We start from the raw sequence: 24,731 nt of genomic DNA on the forward strand, positions 1-24,731 counted from the left end.
ACCATGAACCGAATCCGGAACCTGCTCGCGGCACTGCTGCTGCCCCTGCTGCTGCCGGTGCAGCTCGCCATGTCCGTCCTCGTCCACTACCGGCTGGGCCGGGCCCGCGCCGCCCGCGCGGCCGGCGACCGGGGAGCGATCACCATCGAACTGGCCCTGGCGGTGGTCGGGTTGGTGGTGGTCGCGGGGATCATCGTGGGCGTGCTCTACAGCCTCGCCGGGAAGGTCAAGAACAAGGTCAACGACACCCCGATCGATGTGCCGAATCCGACGTGATCCCTCATTCGCCTCCGGGCGCTCTGACCCGGCGCCGACAGTCGTCGCTCCCGCACTCCCTCCTTCGTCGGTCGCTTCCTCGTTCCTCCCTTACGGCACCGGCGCACCCTCCGGCTCCCAGGACCCCGCGTGGCGGCCGTGCCCGCTCCGACCTGGGGGCGATGACGCTCAGCCTGGCCATCGTCTTCCCGGCGGTGCTGGCGACGGTGGTGCTCGTGGTGCAGGCCGCCCTGTGGTGGTACGCGAGCCAGGCCGCGCTCACCGCAGCCAGGGAGGGCGCGGAGGCGGGCCGGATCACGGGGGGCACGTCGGCCCTGGCCGTCCGGCGGGCCACGGACTTCCTGGACCGGCAGGGCGCGCTGGCCGAGCCGGTGGAGGTGGTCCCCGGCGGGGACGCGCAGATGTTCAGCCTGCGCGTCCGTGTCCGGGCGCAGAGCCTGCTGCCCGGGATGTCCGGGATGTCCATCGTCCGCCAGATCGCCGCCCCGCGGGAGAAGTTCGTACCGCAGGGAGGCCGGCCGTGAGCCGGGGGACGGACCGGGGGAGCGTCGCGGTCGAGGCGGCCCTGATGATCCCGGCGGTGGTGCTCTTCGTGATGATCGCCGTGGTGGCCGGGCGTATTCAGACCACCGGCGGGGTAGTGGATGCGGCAGCGCGTTCCGGCGCCCGCGCGGCCTCGCTCGCCCGGAGCCCCGAGGGCGCGCGGCAGGCGGCGCAGGACGCGGCACAGGAGGTGTTCCGGGACCAGCGGGTGCCCTGTGGCGACGCCGAAACAGCCCCGGTCGAGTACGGCACGATCGACACTCCGACGGGCCAACTCACCACCGTGAGCGTGACGGTGAGCTGCAAGGTCGCGCTGGACTACCTGTCGTTCGGGGGAGTGCCGGGGAGCCGGACGATGACCGGCCGGTTCACCTCGGTGATCGACCGGTACCGGGGCACCGACTGACCGGGCTCCGGTCGGCGGGGAGCACGTACCGGGTTCAACCACCTGGTGGGGGAGGGGAATTGATGCCACGCCGTAGTGGACGTGGGAGGGGAGCGGCGCCGGACGCCGGTGCGGTCTCCACCTTTGTGGCGATCTGCGCCGCCGGACTGGTCGTGGTGATCGGCATAGTGCTCGACTGCGGCGGACGGCTGCGCGCGATCGAGAACACCGACGCCCGCGCCCAGGAGGCCGCCCGCGTGGTCGGCCAGCAGCTCGACCAGGCGGCGGTGCTGCGCGGTGACGGCTACCCGGTGATCGGCGCCCGTGAGCACGACCTCGACGTGGCCACCCGCGCCGCCGACGCGTACCTCGACCAGTACCACCTGAGCGCCGACGTCGCCTTCAAGGACGACCACACCGTCCAGGTGAGCATCGACACCACGTACCGCACCGCGCTGCTCGGTGCGATCAACGTCAACACCCTCCCGGTGCACGGCCGAGGCACGGCCACCCTGGTGCACGGGGTCACGGAAGCGGAGAACGGCTGATGGCCGCGCCACGAGCCAGGCACCACGCCCACGGCACCCGTACCGACTCGCCCGCGCACCGCGGCACCCCGGGCGCGCCCGGAGGAGACCGGCGGAGGCCGGTGCCGCTGCACGCCGCCGGCCCCGGCCGGAGCGCCGGTTCGGTGGCCGCCGCGCTCGGTTCGCTGATCACGCTGCTCGGGCTGCTGGCGGGCCTGCCCGCACTGCTGCTCTACGGCACCCTGGCGGTCGCCGGGATGGGTGAGGTGGCGAGCGACGGGTTCGTCTCGATGCTCACCGGCCCGGACGACGGGCGGCTGTTCCTCTGGGCGCTGGTCGTCGTCGGCTGGGCCGCCTGGCTGTGCTTCGCGTTCTCCGTGCTGCTGGAGATCCCGGCCCAGCTGCGCGGCCGGATCGCCCGCCGGATCCCCGCCTTCGGCTGGAGCCAGCGGCTGGCGGCCGGACTCGTCGGCTCGGTCCTGGCCGTACTGCCGGTCGCCGGCGGCGCCTTCGCGGCCACCCCGGAGAAGGCCCCCGCGGCCCTCGCCCCGGCACAATTGACCGCCCGCGCCCCGTACGCGGCGCTGCCCGCCGCTCCCGTCGCACCGGCGCTCGCGCCCGCCGCCGAGCAGCATCCGACCTACACCGTCAGGGACGCCCGGCCGGCGGACAGCCTCTGGTCCATCGCCGAGCGCCAACTCGGCTCCGGAGAACGTTGGGTGGAGATCGCGAAGCTCAACGACCACCGGGTGATGGACGATTCGGGTGCCCGCTTCGACGCAGACCGGCCGATCCAGCCCGGCTGGAAGCTCTTCATGCCGAACGACGCCAAACCGGACGGGAGTTCGGCGACGTCCGGCTCGCCGCAGGGCGGCACCGTCCCCGCGACGCCGCCCGCGAGCACGTGGCATTCCAGCGTCACTGTGCGGTCCGGCGACACGCTCTCGGCCATCGCCGAACGGGAACTGGGCGCCGCGGATGCCTGGCCGAAACTCTTCGAGGCGAACAAGGGCGTCAGCGCGCCCGACGGGGAACGGCTGACCGATCCCGACGTCCTGGCCCCGGGCATGGTGCTCGCCGTCCCCGGTGCGCAGCCGCAGCCGCCGGCCCAGTCCCCGACCCCCGCGCCCGGTACCGGCGGCGCGACCTCGTCCGCCCCGGCCCCCGGCACCCCGAGCGCCACCCCGAGCCCGGCCCCGGCCGGCGCGCACCCGTCCGTACCCGGCGGGCACGAGTCGCCCACCGCGAAACCGGCTCCGGCCGCGAAGGCGGCGGCGCCCAGCGACGACTACAGCGTGGCACTCGCCGCCTCCACGGTCGGCGTCCTGCTCGCGGCGGTGATGATCGGAACGGTGTCCCGCCGCCGGGGCGACCAGCAGTGCACCCGCCGCCCCAGGCACCGGATCGCCCTACCCGCCGAGCCCGCGGCCGAGTTCGAGGCCGAACTGAAGGTGCGCCAGAACGACACCGCCCTCGACCTGCTGAACCGGGCGCTGCGCACACTGGCCCGCAACACCGTGCGCGGCAGCAAGCGCCTGCCCGCCCTGGTCGCGGTCCGGGTGACCCCGGGGCGTACCGTCGAACTGCACCTCGCCGCCCCCGCCGCGCCGGTCGCGCCCTTCCGGGCGGCCCACGCGCCGAACGTCTGGTGGTGCCCCGAGGACTCCACGGAACTGCTGTCCGCCACGCAGGCGGCCAAGACCGCGGCGCCCTACCCGGCCCTGGTCACCCTGGGCACCGCGCCCGACGGGGCCGTGGTGCTCGCCGACCTGGAGACCGTACGGCTGATGCACCTGTCCGGGCACCCGGACGACGCGCGGGACGTACTGCGAACGCTGGCGGTCGAGTTGGCGCACAGCCCGCTCGCCGACCGGCTGCACCTGCACCTGGTGGGGCTCGCCGAGGACCTGCCGCTCACCGGTACGGCGGCGGACCGGGTGCACCGCTACGACAGCCTGGAGGCGGCGATCAGCGCGCTCGGCCCGCGGACGGTCAAGGCCAGGGCCACCCTGGTGGCCGCCGACGCGGCCAGTCCGCGGGACGCCCGCGGCCGGGGCCACGCGGACGAGTCCTGGGTGCCCGAGATCGTGCTCTCCGCCCAGCCGCCCGGCGGAAACCTACCCGCCGAACTGGGACGCCTGCTCGACGGCACCCCGCGCACCTGCCTCGCCGTGGTCACCCGCGCGCCCGAACGCGGCAGCGGCCCGGTCGCCCGCTGGACCCTGCCCAGCAGCGGCACCGCCACCATCCCGGGACTGCACCTCACCGTCGAACTCCAGAAGCTCGACCCGCAGCAGTACGGCCACATCGGCGAGCTGCTGCGGGCCGCATCCGACACCACCCAGCACCCCGCTCCCGACTGGACCCTGGACGGCCCGGGCGGTGCCCGCGACGCGGAGGAGATCCCGCTGCCGCCCGTGCCGGTGCTGGCCGGGGTGGGCGCCCCGCTGGGCGCGCCCCTGGCGCTGCCGCTGGACCTGACCGGGGCGCAGCTGGTGAGCCGGATGATCGGCACCGGAGCCAGCCCGTTCGCGGGTACCGACCCGACCGTGACCCCGGCCCCGCGCCCCGCCGGGCCCGCCGCTCAGGCGGGCGCCGACACCGCTGCCGCTGCCGCCGCCGGCGTCGAGGAGGGCCAGGCGGAACCGGTCGGGTCGCCGCGGCCGCCGTCCCGGCACAGCGCCAACAGCCGCGGACTGCGCAGCAAGGGCCCGGCGCCCGCCGGCCCGCCCGTGCTGACCAAGTCCGGCACTCCGTCCACCGCCGAACCACCGGCCGCCGCCGCTGCGCCCGAGCCGGACCGCCCCGCCGCCCCGGCGGCGCCCCCCGAGCCCGCGCCGATGCACGACCCGGCTCCCCCGGCGGACGCCTTCGCCGACCCGGCCGGGCAGGCGCGCCCGGCCCCGGCGGGCGTGGTGCACGCGGTGAAGCCGGTGCACCCGGTACCGCCGGCGCCCAGCTCCACCCGCAGCGACAGCGACGACCTGCTGGCCATCCTGCGCTCCCCGGAGGCGCACGCCGCCCGTACCGCGCCCCGGATCCGGCTGCTCGGCCCGGTGGACGTGCTGGGCGCGGCCGGGCCCTCCGAGCCCTCGGTGCTCTCCCGGCTGACCGAACTGGCCGCCGTGCTGGTGTTGCGCCCGGGCCTCGAACACGGCGAACTCGACCGGGCCCTGCACCCGGGCGCCGCGCACCTGGCCCCCGGACCGCACGGTGCGGGGCCGGCGGCCGACCGGGCCGCCTCCCCACTGCCGGCCAAACTCGCCGAGCTGGCGGCCTGGTTCGGCACCTCGGCCGAGGGGCGGGCCTTCCTCCACCTGGACACCCCGGACGGCTACGCCTTCGCCCCGACCGTGACCTGCGACTGGGACGAGTTCCGCAGCCTGTACCGGCGCGGCATGCGCAGCACCAGCAGCACCGCCGACGCCGCGCTGGCACACGCGCTCGCCCTGGTCCGCGGCGCTCCGTTCGCCGAGGCCCCGACCACCGCCTACACCTGGGCCGAGGTCGAACGCCAGGACATGATCGCCGCGATCGTCGACACCGCCCACGAACTCGCCGCGCGCCGCCTGCAGTACGGCGACCACCGCAGCGCCGAGGCCGCCATCTTCCGCGGCCTCGCCGTCGCCCCGGACGTCGAACTGCTGCACCGCGACCTCTTCTACACCTACGCCTCCGCCGGAGCCCGCGACCAACTGGTCCGCGCGGTCAACCGGCTCGACGCCCTCAGCCGCAGGACCGGCCGCGACCTGGACGCCGACACGGTCGCCCTGCTCCGCGACCTGCTCGCCGGCAACTGACGGCGAGGGAGCGCCCGACGGCGGCTCACCGTGGAGCCGGGGACCAGGCGCTGATCCCCAGTTTCCCGGTGGTGCCGAGGTCGAGGAAGGCCGGCACGCTCTGCGCCGGATCCCCGGGGCGGGGTGTGACGGAAAGGTAACTGCCGTTGACCGGAGCGTCGTTGCCGTCGGTCACGGTGTTCCGCCAGACCAGACCGAACCGCGCACTCTCGCCGGGCTGCAGGCTCAGCGGCACGGGACCGGCGTCGAAGCGGTCGATGACGGCGATGTCGGAGGTGCCGTGCCCGACCGCGATGTCGAGCGGTTCCCGGGTCCCGCCCAGTACGCGTACGGCCGGGTAGCCGTTCAGGGCGTACGGCCGGGTGCCGCAGTTGACCAACTCGACGGTCAGGACGCGCAGTCCCAACGCCGCGTCGGCCTCCCCGGCCCGGAGGTCCACTCCCGAGGCGGGGCAGGGATCGGAGCTGCCGGGGGAGCTACTCGGAACGGCCCCGGAAGGAGCGGGACCGAGTGCGACGGCGCGTGCGGCGACCGGTGCGGCGGCGGGTGCCCCGGTCTCGGAAGCCGGCCGCGTGCCGCAGGCGGTGAGCAGTAAGCCCGCCGAGAGCAGCAGACCCGTGCCGGCGAGCGGTATCCAACGGTGTCCAGCAGTGGTCGTCTTCATCATGACTCGTTCGTGGATACTCCCGGCTTCAGCCGGGGGAGGAAACGAAGCTCCCGCGTAGCGGGACAGGGAGAGCCAGACCGCCGCCTAGGCGGTATGGCGTTTACCCGCACCAGGTCACAAGTCGGCGGTGTATCTTGCGCTCCATGCGGGCCACTTACGTGAAGCGGGCATACAAGTTCCGCTTCTACCCGACCGATGCGCAGGCAGCCGAGCTGTCGCGCACGTTCGGGTGTGTGCGCAAGGTCTACAACCTGGCGTTGCGGGCCCGTACCGAGGCGTGGTCGCTTCGGGGTGAGCGGATCAACTACAACGCCACCTCGGCGATGCTGACGGCGTGGAAGAAGGCCGAGGAGTTGGCGTTCCTCAACGAGGTCTCCTGCGTTCCGCTCCAGCAGACCCTGCGACACCTGCAAGGTGCCTTCACCAACTTCTTCGCGAAGCGGGCCGGGTATCCCCGCTTCAAGGCGAGGAAGAAGTCCCGTGACTCCGCCGAGTACACCATGTCCGCGTTCCGTTTCCGTGATGGGGCGCTGACTTTGGCGAAGATGGCGGAGCCGCTGGACATCCGCTGGTCGCGGCCTCTCCCGCAGGGGCAGGCCCCGTCTACGGTGACCGTCTCCCGGGATGGTGCGGGGCGCTGGTTCGTCTCGATGCTGTGCGAAGATGCGACGGTCAGGCCCCTTGCGCCGGTGGATGCGGCAGCTCTTGACTCGTGCTTTGCCGGGCTGGAGAAGTGGACGCGGTCGCGACCGGGTTCCTGACGGTGCGCAAGGAGGTGGTCGCCGCCCCTTCACTGCCGCCGCTCGTTCGCCGCCGTCGGCCGGAGCCGCTCGGTGGCAGGTGGGATCCGGCCTCCGGTACGTCCGGCCGGCGCGTGGCAACGGTGGGGATGGCGACCGGCGGCCGCGCCATCGAGGGACCGGCCTGGCTCGCCCGAGGGATCACCCCGTAAGGTTGCGTGGTCGCGCGTGGTGAAAGGCACCACGGTAGGAGAGCAGGACCCCGCGGGACAGGCGGGGCGGGGCGGGAGAGACCGGCGTTGGCTGACCTCACATCGACCTCCGGGAGTGGCAACCGTCCACCCGGCGCCGACGACACGGCTGCACCGTCCCCGTACCCGGTGGCCCCGCCCACCGCGCCGCCGGTCCCGCCGAACCCCCCGGTGGTGCCCAGCACCCCGCCGAGCCCGACCGGCCCCGCGGCCGGCTACGGCGAGTCGCAGCCGTACCCCGGTGACGTCGCGCCGGCCGTCGAGCGAACCACCGTGCCGCCGCTTCCCGACGCCCCGGACGGTCCGATGCCCGTCACCGGCTGGACCGGCATGATGCCCGCGATCCGGCCCCAGCCGGCCCCCGCACCCGTGGCGGTGGCGATGGCGGCGAGCCCCGGGCTCGGCGGCGGGCCGCGCGGCCGGATCCTGGTGATCGAGGGCGGTTACGGCGGTTCAGGCCGCCGTCTGCTGGGGCGCAGCGGCTCGACGCAGGCGCCGGTGCTCTCGGCCATGCTGGCCGCAGTCTCGCCGTCGATCCTGCTGGCGGCCGACGCCGTGGACGCCGTGCACCTGCCCGGCGCCAGCGACCCGCAGAGCGTCCTGGCCCATCTGCGGGCCGCCGCCCGGCACGCCGGACCGCTGATCATCCACCTGGGCGGCCACCTGATCGCCGACCGGCGCGGCGGCCAGCTCTACCTGACGCTGCGTGACTCCAAGGCGGGTTCGATCCGCCAGGACGGGCTGCCCTGGTCGGCCGTCGCGGCCGAGCTGCAGCACCGCCCGGCCGAGTGGGACACCCTGGTGATCGCCGACCTGAGCGCCGACCAGGCCGTCTGGCCACAGCTCCAGAGCACCATCTCCCCGCTGACGGACGGCGTGCCGCTGTGGGCGGTCGTCGCCCCGGACCCGGAGCAGATCGGCACCTTCACCCGCGCGTTGATAGAGGCACTGCACGGCGGCCGCCCGGGCGCCGAGCCCGTCCTGACGCCGGAGCAGCTGCGCCAGCAGGTGCACTCGGTGCTGCGCCCCGACGTGATCATCCACACCTCCCATCCGGCCGACCGGCCGCTGTTCCGCAACACCTCCCGCCAGGTGGGCGAGGCGGAGCCCCGGCCGCACGACGGGCGGCTTCCGTCCGCCGTGATGCCGAAGCCGCCGGCGAGAGCGGCGCGGCCGCGCAAGGCTCAGGCCGACCGGGTGCGGCTGGACAAGGGCACGGCCGGGCCGACGCCGGAGCCGACGCTGTCGGTGGTCCCGCGGCGGCCGGTCTCGCTGCTCAAGCCCGGTGTGCCGCCGACGCCGCCGCGTCCGGTGCGCCCGGTCTCGCTGCTGAAGGCGGTGCCGCAGCCGGTCCGGCAGGCGTCCGGGGACGCGCCCGCCGAGGCGGGAGTGCCTTTGGTGAACCTGTTCAAGGACCTTCCCGCCACGGTCGTGGAGCACCCGGAGCCGAAGCCCGAGCCGCAGCCCGAGCCGCTCCCGGCGCCGGAACCGCAGCCGTACGGGTCCGCGGCGACCGCCGCCGTGGTCAGCCTGGACAAGGAGTGGGCCACGGCCCCCGAGGCGCCCACCCCCGAGGCGCCCGCTTTCGAGGCGCCCACCCCCGAGGCACCTGCCTCCGAGGCGCCCACCCCCGAGGCACCTGCCGCCGAGCCGTCGGACCGTGAGCCGTCGAGCGCCGAGCTGCCGCGCCCGGCTCCGGAGCCCGCTCCCGCGGCGGATCCGATCGCCCCGTACCGCGAGACGATCGGCCGGATCGTACGCAGCGCCGACGCGGGCGAGCACGAGAGCGCCATGGAGCTGGCACTGGGACTGGAGCAGCAGGCGGTGTCCGAGCACGGCCCCGCCGCCCCGGCCGTGCTGCAGGTCCGCCAGGTCCGCGCCCACGTCATGCGGCTGGCGGGCCGTCCGGAGCACGCCGCCGAGGTGTACCGAGAGGTGGCCCTGGCGCTGATCCGCTCGGTGGGGCCCGAGCACCCGGAGGCCCAGCAGGCGACGACCAATGCGGAGGCGTGCTGGCGCTCGATCAAGGACAAGGCCGAGGCGATCAGGGTGGCACCGGAGATCATCGAACTCCGCGCCTACCTGCCCGGCCCGGACGGCCGCAAGCTCCGCGCTGCCGAGCGCTACCTCAAGCAGTTGGTGACCGCGGAGATCGAAACCCAGCTCTGACGCCTACCGACAACAGGGCCCGCGGCGTCCGCGCTCCCTGCTGCCGGTAGGTCCGAGCCCGGCCGTGGACCACCGGGCGCCGCCTGCCGGACCATCACCCGGGCCTGCACGTCGCCCCGTCGGTCCGGGAGCGGCCTGGCCCCGGCCGGATCGGAGGCGCCGGACGGCCCCTGCCGGCCACCTGGACAGGCAGCGGCCGACCCCGGAGCAGGTGACGACGTTCCGGGAACGGCCGACTGACGGACAGCCGTCGCCTGTTCTAGCGCGCGCCGCCGTTCACGTACAGGGTCTGGCCGCTCACGTACGAGGCGTCCTCGCTCGCCAGGAAGACCACCACGGAGGCGATCTCCTCCGGCCGGCCGACCCGGCGCAGCGGGGTGCGCTCGGCGACCTCGGCCTGGTGCGCCTCGGGCGTGGCGCCGACCCGCTCGGCGGTGGCGGCGGTCATCGCCGTGGCGATGTAGCCGGGGGCCACCGCGTTGACGTTGATGTTGAACGGACCGAGCTCGATCGCCAGCGTCGCCGTCAGCCCCTGGATCCCCGCCTTGGCGGCCGCGTAGTTGGCCTGGCCCCGGTTGCCGAGCGCGGAGCGCGAGCTGAGCGAGACGATCTTGCCGTACCGCTGCTCCACCATGTACTTCTGCGCCACGTGGCTGCAGTTGTAGGCGCTGGTCAGGTTGATCGTCAGGACGGCGTCCCAGTCCGCCTTCGGCATCTTGAAGAAGAGGTTGTCCCGGGTGATCCCGGCGTTGTTCACCAGGATGTGGATCCCGCCCAACTCCGCAGCCACGGTGGCGAACACCGCCTCCACCGCGTCGTAGTCGGCCACGTCGCAGCCGTAAGCCCGCGCCGTGCCGCCCTTGGCGGTGATCGCCTCCACCGTGCCCTGCGCCCGCTCGGCCGTCAGGTCCACCACGGCGACCGCTGCGCCCTCCTCGGCCAGCCGCAGCGCGGTCGCCGCGCCGATGCCCTGCGCGGCGCCGGTGACCACGGCGACCTTGCCCACGAAACGTGCCATTGCCAATCCTCCTGGGTAACTGGGGTTCTTCCTGGGGCGCGGCCGATCGGGCGCGCCCCGCACAGCCGTGCCGGGTGCTCGCGGCCGGCCGCCGCACGGGGGCCTGTCCGCCGTCAGACCCGTTCGACCACCACCGCGCTGCCCTGGCCGACGCCCACGCACATGGTGGCCAGTCCGCGCCGGGCACCGGTCCGCCGCATCCGGTGCAGCAGCGTGGTCAGGATCCGGGCGCCGGAACCGCCCAGCGGGTGGCCGAGCGCGATCGCGCCGCCGCTCGGGTTCACCAGTTCCGGGTCGAAGCCCAACTCCCGTACGCAGGCCAGCGCCTGGGCCGCGAACGCCTCGTTGAACTCGGCCTCCTCGACGTCCTGGACCTGCCAGCCGACCCGGCCGAGCAGCTTGCGGGTCGCCGGCACCGGGCCGATCCCCATCACATCCGGGTGCACCCCGGCCGAAGCCCCGCCGACGTAGCGGCCGAGCGGCTGAAGCTCCAGCTCCCGCAGCACCTCCTCGCTCACCAGCAGCAGCCCGGCCGCCCCGTCGTTCATCGGCGAGGCGTTGCCCGCGGTCACCGTGCCGCCCTCCCGGAAGACCGGCTTCAGCCGGGCCAGCTTCTCCAGCGTGGTGTCCTCCCGGATGCCCTCGTCCTGGCCGACCTCCACCCCGTCCGTGCGGAGGACGGGCAGGAGTTCGGCGTCGAAGTGCCCCTCCTTGCGGGCGAGCGCGGCCAGCTGGTGGCTGCGGAGCGCGAACTCGTCCTGCTGCTCCCTGGTGACGCCGTACCGGGCGGCGACCTCCTCGGCGGTCTCGCCCATCGAGAGCACGCCGTGCAGCTCGGGCATCCTGGGGTTGGTGAGCCGCCAGCCGAGCCGGGTGTCGAAGGTCTCGATCCGGTGCGGCAGCGCCTCGTCCGGGCGGGGGAGGACGAACGGGGCGCGGCTCATCGACTCGCAGCCGCCCGCGATCACGATCTCGGCCTCGCCGGAGCCGATCGCCCGGGCCGCCGTGGTGACGGCCTCCATGCCCGAGGCGCAGAGCCGGTTGAGGGTGGCGCCGGGCACGCTCTCCGGCAGCCCGGCGAGCAGCACCGCCATCCGGGCGGCGTTGCGGTTGTCCTCGCCGGCCTGGTTGGCGGCGCCCCAGTAGACGTCGTCGATCCTGGCCGGATCCAACTGCGGTACCTGGTCGAGCAGTCCGCGCAGTACGGCGGCCGAGAGGTCGTCGGGCCGTACGCTGGACAGCGCGCCGCGCAGCCGCCCGATCGGGGTGCGGCGGGCGGCGGCGAAGTAGACGGGACGCACTTCTTCGGGCTCCTCTACTGACGTGCTGGCTTCCTGCTGGTGGCTGCGGGGGCCGGATGCCGGCGGTTTCGGGGACTGGGCTGGATCAGAACGCGCTGACGCCGGTCAGGGCACGCCCGATGAGCAGCTTGTGGATCTGGCTGGTGCCCTCGTACAGGGTCATCACCCGCGCGTCGCGCAGGTACTTGCCGACGGGGTACTCGTCGATGAAACCGTAGCCGCCGAACACCTGCAGGGCGTTGTTGGCGGCCCGGACCGCCGCCTCACTGGCGTACAGCTTGGCGACGGAGGACTCGGTGGCGAACGGCAGGCCGCGCTCGATGTGGTCGGCCACCCGCCAGGTCAGCAGGCGGGCCGCCTCGACGTCGACCGATATGTCGGCGAGCAGCTCCTGCACCAACTGGCGGGAGGCGATGGGCTTCCCGAACTGCTCGCGCTCCCCGGCGTACTTCACCGCCGCGTCCAGGCAGGCGCGGGCGATACCGACGCAGCCGGCCGCGACCGACATCCGCCCCTTGGCCAGTGCGGCCATCGCCACCGTGAAGCCCTCGCCCTCGGCGCCGAGCCGGGCGCTGTCGGGCACCCGTACGCCGTCCAGGACCAGTTCGGCGGTGGCCTGGCCGCGCAGGCCCAGCTTGCCGTGGATCTCCCGGCGCTCGAAGCCCGGCAGGTCGGTGGGGACGAGGAAGGCGGTGATGCCGCGATGGCCCCGGCGCTCCGGATCGCTGCCGCCGGTGCGGGCGAAGACCAGCGCCACCTCGGCCCAGGTGCCGTTGGTGATGAACATCTTGGTGCCGGTGATAAGCCAGTCTCCCCCACTCTTCGAGCGGGAGGTGCCCCCCTCGTCCCTGACCGCCCGGGTGGTGAGGTTGGCGGCGTCCGAGCCGGTGCCGGGCTCGGTCAGCGCGAAGCAGCCCAGCGCCTCGCCCGAGGTCAGCCTCGGCAGCCAGTACCGCTTCTGCTCCTCGCTGCCGAAGCCGTTGACGGATTTGGCCACCAGCCCAAGCGACACCGAGACGATCCCGCGCACCGCCGAGTCGCCCCGGCCCAGCTCCTCCAGCACCAGGCAGTACGCCAGGTGGTCGCCGCCGCTGCCGCCGTACTCCTCGGGGATGGTCAGCCCCAGGAAGCCGACCTCGGCCAGCTTGCCGACGATCGCCCGGTCCACCGACTCGGCCCGGTCCCAGTCGGCGGCGTGCGGCACGATCTCGCGGTCGGTGAACTCGGCGGCCAGCTCGCGTACGGCGGCCTGTTCCTCGGAGAGCTCCAGGTTCATCGCGGCGGATCCCTCGTCCTCGTCCGGCTCCTTGCCCGAGGGGCCGGGGTCGTTAAACTAGCGGTGCAAGTTTTCCTGGACTGTAGCCCGCCGGGCCCGGATCTGGGAAGAGGCGCTGGTACCCGCCCACTCGCCTCCGGGCGCTCCTGCCCCGGCCCGGGGCGGAGAGGGCGGGCTGGGAGAATGACCGGAGACATCCCACAGCACCGCCGAGGAGGCGATGATGGCGCGCCCGCGCACCCCGCTGCTCAGTCGCGACCGCATCGTCACGGCCGCTCTGGCACTCGTCGACGCTGAAGGCCTGGACGCGCTCTCAACCCGGCGGCTGGCGGCCGAGCTCTCGGTCAGCGGCCCCTCGCTCTACAACCACTTCGCGACCAAGGACGAGTTGCTCGACGCGGTCGTCGACAGCGTGATGGGCGAGGTCGACCTCGGCATGTTCGGTCCGGACGGCGGTGCGGACTGGCGGGGTGCCCTGCGTGACTGGGCCCGCTCCTACCGCGCCGCGCTCCTGGCCCACCCCAACGTCGTTCCGGTCCTCGCCCAGGGCCCGGGCCGCAGGCCCAACGCGTTGCGCCTGGCCGACGCGGTCTTCGGCTTCCTGGTGGACGCCGGCTGGCCGCGCGGGCAGGCGACCCGGATCGGCGCGCTGATGCGTTACTTCATCACCGGCTCGGCACTGGCCTCGTTCGCCGCCGGCTTCCCCGAGGACGCCCAGCTCTACGCCACCGAGTACCCGCACCTCGGCGAAGCCCACCTGCTCGCCGAGCACCGCCGCGCCATCGACGACGGCGCCTTCGAAACCGGCCTGGAGTCCCTGTTGGACGGGCTCGCGCTCAGGTTCCCCATCCAGGGAGCCAGGGGCTGAGCCGGCCACGGGGCGGGCAGGTCATGCCTGCCGTCGTCCCCGGAAGCTCACCCGCAGGCCGCCCGCCGCGAGCAGATCGCGCGGTACGAGGCGATCGCGAGGCGCAGCTCCGCGGCCGGATCACCCTCGTGGTAGATCCGCTCACTGCCCTCGATGTTGTCCAGGAAGGTCTGGTACCGCACCGCGTAGGCCAGGTGCATCAGCGGTTCGGCGACCTCCAGCGCCCGTGCGGGATCGGCGTCGGGCAGGCGCGCGGACCAGGCGGCGATCCAGCGCTCCCGGAGCTGTGCCCAGCGCTCCTCGGACAGGAAGGCCCGGGGACGCAGTCCGTCGAAGGCCGGATTGCCGAGGCAGGCGTCGGAGAAATCCACCAGCACCGAACGCCGTCCGTCGAAACGCCAGTTGCCTGGGTGGAAGTCGCCGTGCACGACCGTCTCGGGAAGCCCGCAAGCAGTCAACTCGATTACCAGATAGGGAAGTTCGCCACTAAGGTGCTCGGCCTGAGCCAACTCGGCGGAGGTGAGGCCGAGTTCGTCCGTGCGTAGCAGCAGCTCCCGGTACAGCCTGACCAGCCGCCCCGGCGTCCGGTCGTCCAGGCCCGAAGCGGCCGCCCGGCCGGCCAGCGCGGCCTGCGCGGCGACCAGCCGCTCGACCGCGGAGAGCATCGAGTCGTCCGGCAGACCCCAGCAGTCGTCGCCCGGTACGTGGTCGAGCAGCAGCCGCCGCCCGTCGCCGTGCGCCGCCAGCACCACCGGCACCAACTCGGGGTCCACGGCCTTGAACAGCTCGATCCCCCGGGCCTCGTCAGCCCCGAACGAGGGTGTGCTCTTCAGCCAGACCGGGCCTTTTGCAGTCGGTATTCGGTACAGCCCGGACAGGTTCCAGCTCTTCACCTGCTCCACCGGGCCGGTCGCCAGCCGCCCCGCCGCCCGAAGGGCGTCCTCGGCCCAGTCCAGCGCGGCCCGCAGCCCCTCGATGGTGGCCCAATCGGACCGTAGCGGATCACTGCCCAACTCCTCCTCGAAGGAGGCGAGTTCACCAGCCGGCCGGGCAGTGGCCTCCGCGTGGTAGGTGGCCAGCCCGCCCCGCCCGCCCTCGCCGCCCGCGACCGAGACCAGCCGCAGTACCAGCACCGGGACCCCGAGCGCGGCCTCGGCGCCGGCAGCCACCGGCGCCACATCGTGCCACCAACCGCTCTCGACCGGGAACGGCCCTAGGGCGCCGATCCGTTCGCCCCGCCAGGTCACCAGGACCCGGACGCTCCGCCGCAGCACCGCTTCCGCCATCCGGGCAGTGTCGAACCCACCGACCCGGCCGGGCAAGCGAATTACGCGCGGTGGCCGGGGCGATGGCATCGGCGAGATCGGTCAGCAGAGGAGGTCCGGCATGGATGACCACCCCATAAGCCTGCGTAGGGCGGCTCTGTTGCGGCCGAAGGTGCGCCACAGCCCCGGCCGGGAGGTCCCTGCCGGGGCCCTGGGGCTCTGGGGCAATGCGGGCGGCGGTCAGACGGTCGGGAAGTCCCCTGCCTTGACTCCGGCGACGAACGCCGACCATGCGTCGGCCGAGAAGACGAGCGGGGGGCTGTCCGGACTCTTGGAGTCACGTACGGGCACAAGGCCCGACGGCGCGAGGGTTCGCGAAAACTCGAGACATTGCCCACCGTTCGAGCCGCTGTATGACGACTTCTCCCAAGCGGCTCTGTCTATTGGATTTCGAATCGCACCCATTACAGATGGTCCTTACTTAGTTTCTCGATAAACTCAAGCGAGTCGTCGGGGGCAAGTGCGTGCGACCGTAGGCGGTCATAATTCTCCGAGAAGCTCCCCATTGTTTCCGGCGATTGGTAGATTTTTCCACCCTGCGGATTTTCCACGTACAACACCATTGGCGTGTTGTCGAACGTCAGCAGTGTGAACGGGAGCATGTGAGCCGCCACTGCCCCTGCCGAGAACGGAATCACCTGGAGATCTACGCATGGAGACTCTGCCGACTTCACGAGGTGCTCCAGTTGCGCAGCCATGACAGGTCGACCGCCAACCAAGGTCCGTAGGCACGCCTCATGCAGCACGACCCAGAGCATCGGCGGGTTCTGCCGTTCCAGGATCTCGCGACGCGCAACGCGCGCCATCACTTTGGCCTGTGTCGCTTCCGGCGAGTCGCGGGGGTGGCCCGCTCGGAAGATGGCCCGTGCGTAGTCCTCGGTCTGGAAGATTCCCATGATGCTGGTGGCCGAGAAGTCGAGAATTCGCGAAGCTTTCCGCTCGAGCTGAAGATACGGGATGAACCACGACGGGCTATCGCCGTTCTGGACCTGCTCCCGCAACCGGACGAAGAGGCCATTCGTCTGGAAGGCAAGGTCGCACTTCTGCGCGAATGCCTCAGAGGGCATCATGACGCCCTTCTCGACCTTGCTGACGTATGCCTCCGAGTAGCCGGAGACGAGGCCCAAGCCCTTTTGTGTGATCTTGCGACCACGCCTGATCTCCCTGACCTCTACTCCGAACCGCTGCAACGGAGTCAAGTACTCGGGCCGTTCCTCCCCCGTCACCTTTCTGACCTCCCGCTATGGCAGCACAACCAGGCTCGACACTTGCAGCCGAACTTGACTGATCGCCCGTCAAGTCCTTTCAGGTTACCGCGTCCGTGGTCTAGTGGTGCCACTCAGTAACCGGCCAGAACGACAGACCCCGGCAGCCGCGCCAACGGCCCCGGGGCATGGCCAACCTGACGGAAGCAGGCTGACATGAATGACCTTAGCGACCTTCCGCGTGCGGAGGGGCTCGGGGTTCCGGAATGGCTTGATCGGCTGCCTACGGTGTCATTGGAACAGTCCGCGTGGCTGCCGCGTCATCGGAAGTCGGCGAGCACTGCGCGGAGACTGCTGCGCAACTTCCTGGCCGACCAGGCGGACGGTGAACGGTACGTCGACGTAGGCGAGTTGCTGGTGACCGAGTTGGTCTCGAACGCGGTGCAGCATGCGCGGGTGTCGCCGGGAAGGATGATCCTGGCGCGGTTCGAGCTTTCGCCGGGGTCGCTGCGGATCGAGGTGCACGACGCCAGCAGTGAGCGGCCGACCGTGCGGCCGGCGGATGTGGACGACGAGTCCGGCCGGGGCCTGTGGCTGGTCGACCAGCTGTCCGCCCGCTGGGGATGCTGCCCGCGCGCCGGAGGGATCGGAAAGACGATCTGGTGCCAGGTGAGCCCGACCGAAGGCGAGCGGCGGTGACCGCCCGGCCGATGGGAGGCTGGCTGCGAACAGCGGCGGTGGTCGGTCGGTGCGCCTACTGCCCGGGCCTGAACAGCGTGACAACGACTCGATCGTTTCCGGGCTTTGGGGGTCGACAAGTGGCGGTCCACGCGTGGCGTGTGGTTCGGCCGGGTGAGCGCGAGGCGGGCCGGTCGGGCGCGGTCGAGAGCAGGGAGACGGGTCAGTGATCAACGGCAGTGAGGCCGAAATGGCGAGCGGAGTCGGTCCGGTGACGGTCGAGATCGAGGGGATCACGTCTCCGGCGAGGTTCGAGCGACTGTCGGATGCGCTGGCGGCACTGTGGGAGTCGATGCGGCATCTGCCGTTGGACGAGATGACCTACGGGGCGTATGAGATCTTCCTGACGCGCCCGGATGCGGCGGAGCGGACGGCGGAGTTCCTTGAGCGCGACGGCCAGTTGGCTCTTGCGTTCACGCTCGCAGGTAGGAGACACGTGCTGTGGGTGCGTCCGGCCGGGCGGTACATGTCGATGTGATCCGGCGCAGCCTCGCCCTCTCACGAACAGAACCGTCCAAGGCGCGAGCAACAAAGCCTGTTGCTGCCCGGGAGCCCGGGCAGCAACCAACGCCGCGCTGGGCAACCCGAACCTGACGCGGGAGCAGGTGGAGGGCCAGTCCTGGGGGAAGACGCTCTCGGACAACCCGTTCACGCAGGTGCGGGACGCGGACTACTCGGCTGAGTCCTACCGGTACGCGTCGGTCCACTCGCAGGCCACCTGGAAGGCCGCGGAGGCGGATCTGCTGGCCAACCCGAACCTGCAGGTCGCGGCGATGACCGTCGGCCACGCGGACGACCTGGCCACCGAGCAGGCCAAGGCCGACGCGGTGGCGAAGGACCTCAACCAGCTTTCGTCGACGATGAAGGGCCCGGACGGCTGATGGGTGTCCTCGGCTCGCTCAAGAGCGGATTCGGCGAGTTCGTCGACGCCAACGCGCACCTCGTGGGCAAGGGCCTGGACATGGTCGGCGCGCACGCGCGGCCCACGCGGTCGACAGTTGGGGCGACCACGTCGCCGACGACCTCGGAGCGGCCGTCGGCGAGTTGAACCTCGGGCAGAGCGACGACCCGAAGGAACTGCTGCACGGCGACGCCAAGGCGTCGGACTGCTCAAAGCAGAGATTGGCACCACCGTCTGGGAGAGCCGCGAGGCCGCCCGTGCCGACGTCTTCCGCTTCATCGAGGTCGAGTACAACCGCACCAGGCTCCGCAAACACCCCGAGTTCGGGTACCTCACCCCGCTCGAGACCCGAGCCAGGCTGCAGCACGACTTCACCCCCGCAGCGTAAGCACCCGCTGTCCAGGATCAGGGGGGAACTTCAACATCATGGACTTCGGAAAGTCATGGAATGACGACGTGAGCAGGCTTCCCGAGTCGCAGAAGGACGCGGTCGCGGCCTATACGGAGGGCAGTGGGAAATTCAACGGGCCTCTCCGTGGTCAGGAGGGCCTGACAGATGACATGGCGCACCGCATCGCTGAACTCGACAAAGCTATGACGGTCCATCCTGTCCCGGAGGACGTCGTGGTCAGCCGAGGCGTCGATCTCGGCTATCTGGACGTGCCTCCAAACAAAATGCCGGGAAAGACCTTCACCGAGCCGGGCTTCATGTCCACCTCGCCCGGGTGGGATGTCCCAGCCGCGTTTCGGGGCCAGCCGGCGATGCTGCACCTCAAGGTCCCTGCCGGGACACCCGGAATCTGGGTGGAGGGCGCGGGGCAGTTCGGCTCCACCGAGCGAGAGCTGTTGCTCGGCCGAGGGCGGCAGTGGCGTGTCGATAAAGTGATCAAGTCCGCGGACGGCAAGGTCCATGTCTACGGTGAGGTCCTGTGATGACGAAGAGGAAAGACCGGTGAAGCCCAGCAGCTGGACCAGCGAACCTCTCTACGAGGACCTGGCGTTCGTGGTGGTCGATGAGGGGCCTCCCCGCTACACCGACAGCACGGACCAGGCCGTCGAGTTCTACACGGTAATCAACGATTACGGCCAGGTGACCGGCTACCTCTGGACCTGTGACGCCGACGACGCCGCCGACTTCGAACGAAGGCTGGCGGACGGCAACCTGAACTCCGCCAACTTCTGGTATCCAAAACTGCTCGAAGCCAAGTCCCAAGGGCTTTCCCCGTCGCAGGCCGTCCAGCAGCTCGCCGCTGACCCGGGCCATCCGTTCGACGGGCACCTCGTCCTCGAGTCCAAGGCCGTGGCGAGCAGCCTCGCCGAGCTGAAAAGCCTTGCCGCTGAGGGCTGGACACCGCCGAGGGAGCCGGTGCCGCCGCTCGGGTACCTGCCCGACCCGCCGATCACCAACGAGCAGCTCGAGCTGGCTCAGGCCCAGGCGGGTTGGCTCTACAAGGTCGACGAAGGCCACGACCCGACGGGCCGAGTCCCCTTACACGCGGTCGAGGGGGCCTGGCAGGTCGACTCCCGGGGCGTGCTGCTGCGGTTCTGGCACAACCCGGCGTACGGCTCCGCCCCCGAAACAGCCGCCCCCTCCAGCGAAGCCACTGCGGTGCCGCCGCTGAAAGCGGGCCGGCGCCCGGCCGGACGGGCGCTGCTGGACTGGCTGGAGGACCCGAGAGCACCGAGGTTCTGCCGCATCGCCGGCTCCTCCGGCAGCGGCCGCACCCATCTGCTCACCTGGCTCGCCACCGCCTGCCCACCCGACAACCCCCGCACCGGCCGGCGCGTCCATGTGTCCCTCTCCGCCGAGGGGTTGACGGTCCGCAGCGCCACCTGGCTGCTGGCGGACCGGCTCGGCGTGGCCGCCAGCACTCCCACCGACCTGATGGAGGCACTGCAGGACGGCGTCCCCCGGGTCCTGGTGGTCACCGACCTGGACCGGGCCGGCAGCGACCTGCTGCCCGACATGCCCGAACGGATCGCCACCGAACTCCTCACCCCGCTGCTCCAAGTCCCCTGGCTACGACTGCTGGTGGAGTCCGCCTCCGGCACACCCGCCGCCACCGCACTGACCTCCGCCGCGCCCGGCGGAGCCGTCCTCGACCTGGACGATCCCCGCTGGACCGACCGGGATCGCTTCGCCGCCTGGTGCGCCGAGCGGCCGGACCGTCCTCAAGCGGTGGCCGACCAGGTCTACCCGAGCCCCGGCCTGGCCCGTCAAGCAGCCCGCCTCGCGGCCCTCACCCCCACCGGAGCGGTCCTGGACCCGGCAGCCCCACCCGCTGACCGGGCAGCCCGGCTCGCCGCGACCTGGTGGGCGGCGCTGCCCGACGAACTGCGCCTCGCCATCCGCTCGCTGGCCGCCTCCGGACGGCAGTTGACGGCTGTGGAGTGGATCTCCCTGCCCGTGGACGGCCGCACCTTCGTCCGCAAAGCGGACGAGTGGGTGTCGCCCTCGGCCGACGGCCGGGGGTGCCGATTGGAACCCGAACAGCTCGCGCAGGTCGCGGCCGGGTCCCCGCCCTTTGATCACGCCGCGCTGGTGCGGGAGATCACCTCCGGTCTCCGGCGGCCCGACGGCGGCTGGGCCGATCTGGCGAAGGTGGAGCCGGGCTGGCTCGGGCTGCTGCTGCGACACGCCGTGTACGCGGGATGCGCCGACCAATTCCTGTCGGACCCCGAGTTCCTGGTTCATGTTGATCCGGTCGAGGTTACCGCCGCGTTCGAACACGCCCGGGCGGCCGGAGACACGCAAAGTGAGGTCGCCGAGGCGTGGCACCTCGCTGGCCCGGTGCTGGTCGGCACCTCCGACCCGGTCGTCCGGGCCGCCGCCCTGCACGCCTGGCTGGCGGGCCGGAACCAGGAGGCCGCCGACTGGTGCGCCGAGAAGTCGGGCCAGGGATGGCGAGCGCGGTGGTCGTACCGGGAAGACGGGGATCGGGTACAGCGACTGGCCTTGGGCGCGGGCCCCTTCGCCGGTCTCCTCGCCGTGGCCCTCAGCCGCGTTGTCGGGTTCCTCGAGCTTGAGACCGGCCAGCACTCCCTCAAGACCGGCCCGTTTAGGCCTCGCGACCGACTCGTCGCCGGCCTGGCCTGCGGCGAGGACGGCGGGGTGTACGTACTGAACCGCAAGGGCGTCGTCACCGCCGTACCCCTCGGCGGCGATCCCGGCAGGCCCTCCCGCGCGGCCGAAGGGCTCCCCGAATACATCGACGACGGCGTCTCCGCTCTGGCCACCCTCAGCGGCGACGGTGGCCCGATCCAGGCGGTCGGCGACGGCGGCGGCAAAGTGACGTATGTCCGCCTCGGCGGCGCGGCGTTCCTGTCCCCGGACCGGCCGCTGCACAACGGCCCGGTCACCAGCCTCGACCTGGCCCCGATGGACGGCGGCGTCCTGGTGGTGAGCGGCGGGGTGGACGGCAAGGTCTGGACCTGGATGCACGGGCGCCCGCCGATGCCGGACCCGGTCGACGCCCGCGACCACCCGGTCACCGCCGTGGCCGTCGCCAACACCCCCAAGGGCCTGCTGATCGCATCCGCCTGGGCCGACGGCCTGATCCGCCTCCGCCGCTGGGGCACCACCGCCACGGAGATCGACCTCCGCCTCGGCCTGCCCGCCCGCGACCTCGCGATCACCCCGAACGGTCTCGTCTGCCTCGCCCTCCCCGAGGGCGTTCTGGGCCTGGCCCTCGACTGACTATTGAATGCTCCTGGCGGTCCGGCGGCTTTTCGCACGGACCGCCAGGTTGAGGGATCGATGTCACGAGTCGTCCCTGGGGCCTGGAAGGCGTCAGCAGACTACGGTCGCCGCTCGCCCGGGCAGACCGCGGCGGCGAAGTCGTCCGCGAGCATGGCGATCTGGGCCCGGCCCTCGATCTGTTCCAGCCACTGCTGCGGCAGCAGCCCGTCGCCGTGGCGGGCGCCGAGGAGATTGCCGCAGATCGCGCCGGTGGAGTCGCTGTCACCGGAATGGTTGACCGACAGCAGCAGCGCGGACTCGACCGGGGAGTGGTCCTTCCAGAACTCGGTGCGGGCCAGCGCCGCGTACACGGCGATGGCCAGCGCTTCCTCCGCGATCCAGCCACCGCCGAGGCTCTCCACCGCCACCGGGGTCGCCGGACCGGCCGCGGCAAGCTCAACTGCCTTGCGCAGCGCGGAGGTTGTCTCCTCGTGTCCCGGGTAGCGGGCCAGCAGACCCATGCTGAGCCGGACCGCGTCCTGCAGGGACTGGCCGGTCACCAGGTGGCTGATCATGGCGGCGAAGGCCCCGGAGGCGTAGTAGCTGGTCGGGTGGCCGTGTGTCATCTGCGCGCAGCGGGCGGCGAGTTCGAAGGCGTACTGGGCGCTGGCGTCGGTGAAGCCGAAGGGTGCGGAGCGCATCACCGAGCCGCATCCCTTCGCGTCGGGGTTGACCGGGCCCGGGGTGCCGTCGATCGCGCCGCGCGGGTCGGGGATGTGGTTCTTCGGGATGCCGAACTCGCAGGCGCGGCCCGGGGCGCGTCGCGCGTACAGCCAGGGCTCCTTGCGCAGCCATCCGGTGCGGTGCGGAGCGCTGAGCTCGGGTTGCGGTGCGTCGAACTGCTGGGTGTCCAGCCACCGCAGGTACGCCTCGTGCACCAGGGCGGTCTCCGCGCCGCCGCCGTCGGTCATGATGCGGGTGTAGCCGCGCAGCCAGCCCTCGGTGGTGAAGAGGGTCATCTGGGTGTCGTCGGTGATCGTCCCGACCATGCCGTGGCGGTCCGGGACCAGCCCGGTGATGCCCTTCTCCCCGTACTGGGCCTCGACGGTGACCATGGACTTCATCTCGATCGGATTTCCCAGCGCGTCACCGATCGCCCCGCCGAGCAGACAGCCCCGGACCCTCGCCCGATAGGCCGCCAACTCGTTCCACTCCAGGTGCCTCACCCGCGCCCCCTCCTAGCTTGATCAACTACCCCAGACTATCCGCGACGGCCCTGCCGCACCGGAGTCCTGCGCCGGGGCCTGGCCGAGCAGCGCGCCTATCGCCGCAGTGGTGGCCGACTATCCGAAGAACCGGGACTGGAACCGGGACGGCCTGCTCCAGCGCTCCCTGTTGCCGGTCGGTCTTGCCTGGGGCGCACTACGGTTGCTGACCTGCGCATGAGGGCCCCGCACCGCTGCTCGACGGCAGGAAGGTGCGGGGCCCCGGGAAGCGGGAGGGCGCGGGTCAGCCCATGTCCTCCAGGCGGACGCCCTTGGTCTCCTTCATGAACCGGGCCACGAAGAGGATCGACAGCGCCGCGAACGCCGCGTAGATCGCGTACGTCGCCGAGAGGTTCCAGCGGGACATCGACGGGAACGACACGGTGATCAGCCAGTTGGCGACCCACTGGGCCGAGGCCGCGACCGACAGGGCGGCCGCGCGGATCCGGTTCGGGAACATCTCGCCGAGCATCACCCAGACCACCACGCCCCAGGACAGGGCGAAGAAGAGGACGAAGGCGTTGGCGGCGACCAGGGCCACCGTGCCCTGCAGGTCCGGGATCTTGACGTCGCTGCCGCTGCCGGTGGCCGAGCTGAACGCCCAGGCGGCCGCGGCCAGCGAGGCGGCCATACCGGCCGAGCCGATGATCGCCAGCGGCTTGCGGCCGATCCGGTCGACCAGCAGGATCGCGATCACGGTGCCGACGATGTTGATGATCGAGCTGGAGAAGCTGATCATCAGCGAGCTGCTCTGGTCGATGCCGACCGACTGCCAGAGGATCGACGAGTAGTAGAAGATCACGTTGATGCCGACGAGCTGCTGGAAGACCGAGAGGCCGATACCGACCCAGACGATCGGCAGCAGGCCGAAGCGGCCGCCGAGCAGGTCCTTGAAGCGCGGCTGGTGGTCGGAGGCGATCAGCCCCTGGACCTCGGCGATCCGCTCCTCGGTGTCGACACCCTCGCCCTCGACCTCGCGCAGCACCTTGCGGGCGTCGTCCAGCCGCTCGACCGAGATCAGGTAGCGGGGCGACTCGGGGATCATCGAGGAGAGCACGAAGTAGACCGCGGCCGGGATCACGCAGATCCCGAGCATCCACTGCCAGGCCTCCAGACCGAGCAGGTGGCCGCGGGTGTCACCGCCGGCCGAGTCGGCCAGCACCCAGTTCACCAGCTGCGAGACGGCGATGCCGAGCACGATCGCGGCCTGCTGGAAGGAGGCCAGCCGGCCCCGGTACTTGGTGGGCGCGACCTCGGCGATGTAGGTCGGGGCGATCACCGAGGCGATGCCGATCGCGGCGCCGCCGAGCACCCGCCAGAACGCCAGGTCCCAGGCGGCGAACGGCAGCATCGAGCCGACCGCGCTGATGGCGAACAGGATGGCCGCCACCTTCATGACTCGAATGCGGCCGTAGCGGTCGGCGAAGCGGCCCGCCAGGGCGGCGCCGACTGCCGAGCCCAGCAGGGCGGAGGAGACGATCAGGCCGGTGACGCCGTCGCCGATCCCGAACCGGTCCTGGATGCCGGACACCGCACCGTTGATCACGGAGCTGTCGTAGCCGAACAGGAAGCCGCCGAGGGCGGCGGCCGCGGTGATGAAGACGACGAAGCCGAGTCGGTCCGGGGCCGTGGCCTCTGACCTTACGGGCTGCTGGGTGACGCTCACGATCTGACTCCTGTACTCAACGCTGAGGCGCTGAGATAGTAACCACATCGTTTAAACCTTGTACATCAGGGCGTCGATGATCACCCGTATTCTTCAAGAATTGAACATTGCGCGAGCGCATCCCGCCGGGG

At 72.0% G+C, this 24,731-nt stretch carries 22 protein-coding genes and 1 pseudogene; 14 read left to right on the plus strand and 9 right to left on the minus strand.

Features of this window, described 5'->3' with window-relative positions:
* Positions 1-3: 3 nt before the first annotated feature.
* From ACZ5ON_RS16080 to ACZ5ON_RS16100, 5 genes are all read left to right on the plus strand, one after another.
* Positions 4-276 (plus strand): hypothetical protein, encoded by a 273-nt coding sequence (locus tag ACZ5ON_RS16080; protein ID WP_465591872.1) that lies wholly within the window; start codon positions 4-6, stop codon positions 274-276.
* Between the two features lie 161 nt (positions 277-437).
* Positions 438-800, plus strand: a complete 363-nt coding sequence (locus ACZ5ON_RS16085; protein WP_465591875.1) for a TadE/TadG family type IV pilus assembly protein — start codon at positions 438-440, stop codon at positions 798-800.
* Positions 797-1,225, plus strand: coding sequence for a TadE/TadG family type IV pilus assembly protein (locus ACZ5ON_RS16090; RefSeq protein WP_465591878.1), 429 nt, complete (start codon positions 797-799; stop codon positions 1,223-1,225). The genes ACZ5ON_RS16085 and ACZ5ON_RS16090 overlap by 4 nt, the downstream gene beginning before the upstream one ends.
* Positions 1,226-1,287: 62 nt before the next feature.
* Complete coding sequence (locus ACZ5ON_RS16095; protein WP_465591881.1) at positions 1,288-1,752, plus strand: hypothetical protein; 465 nt, start codon at positions 1,288-1,290, stop codon at positions 1,750-1,752.
* Positions 1,752-5,531: a LysM peptidoglycan-binding domain-containing protein gene (locus ACZ5ON_RS16100; RefSeq protein WP_465591884.1), complete on the plus strand. Its 3,780-nt coding sequence runs from the start codon at positions 1,752-1,754 to the stop codon at positions 5,529-5,531. Before ACZ5ON_RS16095 ends, ACZ5ON_RS16100 begins: the two co-directional genes overlap by 1 nt.
* A 25-nt stretch (positions 5,532-5,556) precedes the next feature.
* Here ACZ5ON_RS16100 and ACZ5ON_RS16105 read toward each other — a convergent pair whose 3' ends face one another.
* A complete protein-coding gene (locus ACZ5ON_RS16105; RefSeq protein WP_465591886.1) occupies positions 5,557-6,198 on the minus strand; it encodes a DUF4232 domain-containing protein in 642 nt (213 codons plus the stop codon).
* A gap of 143 nt (positions 6,199-6,341) precedes the next feature.
* Here ACZ5ON_RS16105 and ACZ5ON_RS16110 point away from each other — a divergent pair.
* Together ACZ5ON_RS16110 and ACZ5ON_RS16115 are read left to right on the plus strand one after the other, a co-directional pair.
* Positions 6,342-6,899 (plus strand): annotated as a pseudogene (locus tag ACZ5ON_RS16110) (RNA-guided endonuclease InsQ/TnpB family protein); the annotation flags it as partial.
* A 464-nt stretch (positions 6,900-7,363) separates the two neighbouring features.
* On the plus strand, positions 7,364-9,358 hold the full coding sequence (locus tag ACZ5ON_RS16115; protein ID WP_465591888.1) for a hypothetical protein: 1,995 nt from the start codon (positions 7,364-7,366) through the stop codon (positions 9,356-9,358).
* A gap of 259 nt (positions 9,359-9,617) precedes the next feature.
* Here ACZ5ON_RS16115 and fabG read toward each other — a convergent pair whose 3' ends face one another.
* From fabG to ACZ5ON_RS16130, 3 genes are all read right to left on the minus strand, one after another.
* Positions 9,618-10,376: a 3-oxoacyl-ACP reductase FabG gene (fabG, locus tag ACZ5ON_RS16120; protein ID WP_465591890.1), complete on the minus strand. Its 759-nt coding sequence runs from the start codon at positions 10,374-10,376 to the stop codon at positions 9,618-9,620.
* Between the two features lie 113 nt (positions 10,377-10,489).
* The gene (locus ACZ5ON_RS16125) at positions 10,490-11,677 is read right to left on the minus strand and encodes a thiolase family protein (RefSeq protein WP_465591892.1); all 1,188 of its coding nucleotides are present in this window, start codon (positions 11,675-11,677) and stop codon (positions 10,490-10,492) included.
* Between the two features lie 85 nt (positions 11,678-11,762).
* Positions 11,763-12,953: an acyl-CoA dehydrogenase family protein gene (locus ACZ5ON_RS16130; protein WP_465591896.1), complete on the minus strand. Its 1,191-nt coding sequence runs from the start codon at positions 12,951-12,953 to the stop codon at positions 11,763-11,765.
* 223 nt (positions 12,954-13,176) lie between these two features.
* Here ACZ5ON_RS16130 and ACZ5ON_RS16135 point away from each other — a divergent pair, with 223 nt between their 5' ends.
* Complete coding sequence (locus tag ACZ5ON_RS16135; RefSeq protein ID WP_465591899.1) at positions 13,177-13,821, plus strand: TetR/AcrR family transcriptional regulator; 645 nt, start codon at positions 13,177-13,179, stop codon at positions 13,819-13,821.
* A gap of 47 nt (positions 13,822-13,868) precedes the next feature.
* Here the strand turns inward: ACZ5ON_RS16135 and ACZ5ON_RS16140 are convergent, their stop codons facing one another.
* The 3 genes from ACZ5ON_RS16140 to ACZ5ON_RS16150 all read right to left on the minus strand — a co-directional run bounded on the left by ACZ5ON_RS16140 (position 13,869) and on the right by ACZ5ON_RS16150 (position 16,372).
* Positions 13,869-15,107 (minus strand): aminoglycoside phosphotransferase family protein, encoded by a 1,239-nt coding sequence (locus tag ACZ5ON_RS16140; protein ID WP_465591902.1) that lies wholly within the window; start codon positions 15,105-15,107, stop codon positions 13,869-13,871.
* Positions 15,108-15,326: 219 nt separating this feature from the next.
* A complete protein-coding gene (locus ACZ5ON_RS16145) occupies positions 15,327-15,551 on the minus strand; it encodes a DUF397 domain-containing protein (RefSeq protein ID WP_465591905.1) in 225 nt (74 codons plus the stop codon).
* The gene (locus ACZ5ON_RS16150) at positions 15,551-16,372 is read right to left on the minus strand and encodes a helix-turn-helix domain-containing protein (RefSeq protein ID WP_465591908.1); all 822 of its coding nucleotides are present in this window, start codon (positions 16,370-16,372) and stop codon (positions 15,551-15,553) included. Before ACZ5ON_RS16150 ends, ACZ5ON_RS16145 begins: the two co-directional genes overlap by 1 nt.
* Positions 16,373-16,567: 195 nt before the next feature.
* Between ACZ5ON_RS16150 and ACZ5ON_RS16155 the strand changes: the two genes are divergently transcribed.
* From ACZ5ON_RS16155 to ACZ5ON_RS16180, 6 genes are all read left to right on the plus strand, one after another.
* Positions 16,568-17,050, plus strand: a complete 483-nt coding sequence (locus ACZ5ON_RS16155) for an ATP-binding protein (protein WP_465591911.1) — start codon at positions 16,568-16,570, stop codon at positions 17,048-17,050.
* 205 nt (positions 17,051-17,255) lie between these two features.
* A complete protein-coding gene (locus tag ACZ5ON_RS16160) occupies positions 17,256-17,567 on the plus strand; it encodes a hypothetical protein (RefSeq protein WP_465591914.1) in 312 nt (103 codons plus the stop codon).
* A gap of 127 nt (positions 17,568-17,694) precedes the next feature.
* Positions 17,695-17,970 (plus strand): hypothetical protein, encoded by a 276-nt coding sequence (locus ACZ5ON_RS16165; protein WP_465591917.1) that lies wholly within the window; start codon positions 17,695-17,697, stop codon positions 17,968-17,970.
* Between the two features lie 28 nt (positions 17,971-17,998).
* Positions 17,999-18,442: a putative T7SS-secreted protein gene (locus ACZ5ON_RS16170; RefSeq protein WP_465592340.1), complete on the plus strand. Its 444-nt coding sequence runs from the start codon at positions 17,999-18,001 to the stop codon at positions 18,440-18,442.
* Positions 18,417-18,923, plus strand: a complete 507-nt coding sequence (locus ACZ5ON_RS16175; RefSeq protein ID WP_465591919.1) for an ADP-ribosyltransferase — start codon at positions 18,417-18,419, stop codon at positions 18,921-18,923. The genes ACZ5ON_RS16170 and ACZ5ON_RS16175 overlap by 26 nt, the downstream gene beginning before the upstream one ends.
* A gap of 19 nt (positions 18,924-18,942) precedes the next feature.
* Positions 18,943-21,687, plus strand: coding sequence for a hypothetical protein (locus tag ACZ5ON_RS16180; RefSeq protein ID WP_465591922.1), 2,745 nt, complete (start codon positions 18,943-18,945; stop codon positions 21,685-21,687).
* Positions 21,688-21,788: 101 nt separating this feature from the next.
* Here ACZ5ON_RS16180 and ACZ5ON_RS16185 read toward each other — a convergent pair whose 3' ends face one another.
* Complete coding sequence (locus ACZ5ON_RS16185; RefSeq protein ID WP_465591925.1) at positions 21,789-22,895, minus strand: ADP-ribosylglycohydrolase family protein; 1,107 nt, start codon at positions 22,893-22,895, stop codon at positions 21,789-21,791.
* Between the two features lie 283 nt (positions 22,896-23,178).
* Complete coding sequence (locus ACZ5ON_RS16190; RefSeq protein WP_465592343.1) at positions 23,179-24,603, minus strand: sugar porter family MFS transporter; 1,425 nt, start codon at positions 24,601-24,603, stop codon at positions 23,179-23,181.
* Positions 24,604-24,731: the final 128 nt, after the last annotated feature.

Source organism: Kitasatospora sp. NPDC032150, from assembly GCF_055579945.1.